A 1,141-nucleotide genomic window follows, 5' to 3' on the forward strand; every position below is an offset into this window, starting at 1 on the left:
GAAGACTGCGCCATGCGCGCACTTGTTTCTACACGATCCGGGTGCAACCAGCTGATCTATCTCGGGAAAACGTGGGGAAAACTCAGCGTCAGGATTTCGCCGGACACGGCATCGCGATATTCGCGGATGACCCGGTACGCGACCGAATCGGCCGAAGCCTGATGGGTCCAGCCGCGCAGCCACGCCGCGAGCACGTCGTACCTGCCGTCGCGCGGGTTGGGCCACTCCGCGATAAGACGCAGCATCAGCTCGCTCCATCGCTGCAGAAACAGAAAGCGATCATCGCCTTGGATGCGCATCGCCGCGGCCTCGTCGATCGGTTCGGTTCGAGCGAGCGCGTCGGCGATGTCGACACAGGCAGGCGAGAGCTTGAACAGCGTTTCAAATCAGTGAGGGGCATGATCCAAACAAAAAAGGACACGAATTCAAAAAAACTGACAAGCAGCAAGCGAGTGCAACAAGCGAAATAGCGCCTTGACATAATATACAGAGCGCCGCAAAAGCTTCCCGCAAAGGGTCGTTATACAAATCTGCGCATCGTTCTATTATCAGCAACACACAGTTTCGCGATGCCCGAGTTTTTAGGCGCAGTCATGATCGGCGCGCCGCTGCGCGATGCCTGCAAGGCAGCGGCACGTCGGCGCGGCTCGGAGGCGATGTCCAGACCGATCGGCCGGTTGCCCGAGGACTCCGGTTCGAAATACAGCACGATGAAACGTTCGCCGGCCCAGGGCGCTAACGGGCGACGATGGATATCCGGCGCACCGCCGGCACGCGCAGTCTGCAGAAAGGCCGCTTCGTCAGCAGGCGCCACGCGGTGGATATAGCCGTAACCCAGCACGCCGGGAAACTCGCGCGAATAATCGCGCGAGCGGCTGTACAGGGTGAAGCGGTCGCGACTGATGAGCCCGCTGCCTGCGCCGATGACCGCGCCGCGTGCGCCGCGCAAACCATGTTCGAAGGTAGACATGCGCTCGCGGATGTTGCGCGACAAGGTGCGCACCACAGAGCTGAAACGCTGCTCACGCTCGAGTTCGTTATGCCGATGCACCGCAAGCCCGGTCAGGATCTGAGGTATCCCCACGTTTTTCAGCCCATGACCATCTGGTTGTAGACGTGTTCGGGCAGTGTGCGTAATCGC

At 60.5% G+C, this 1,141-nt stretch carries 1 protein-coding gene and 1 pseudogene; one reads left to right on the top strand and one right to left on the bottom strand.

What is annotated here, in order from left to right; all coding sequences use genetic code 11:
- Positions 1 to 470: hypothetical protein (locus XpopCFBP1817_RS22390; RefSeq protein ID WP_208619694.1), on the top strand; the 470-nt coding region annotated here is incomplete at its 5' end.
- A 113-nt stretch (positions 471 to 583) separates the two neighbouring features.
- On the opposite strand, the pseudogene XpopCFBP1817_RS20805 reads toward XpopCFBP1817_RS22390, so the two are convergent.
- A pseudogene (locus tag XpopCFBP1817_RS20805) lies at positions 584 to 1,078 on the bottom strand (CHASE domain-containing protein); the annotation flags it as partial.
- Positions 1,079 to 1,141 lie beyond the last annotated feature (63 nt).

The organism is Xanthomonas populi, assembly GCF_002940065.1.
Taxonomy (GTDB): domain Bacteria; phylum Pseudomonadota; class Gammaproteobacteria; order Xanthomonadales; family Xanthomonadaceae; genus Xanthomonas; species Xanthomonas populi.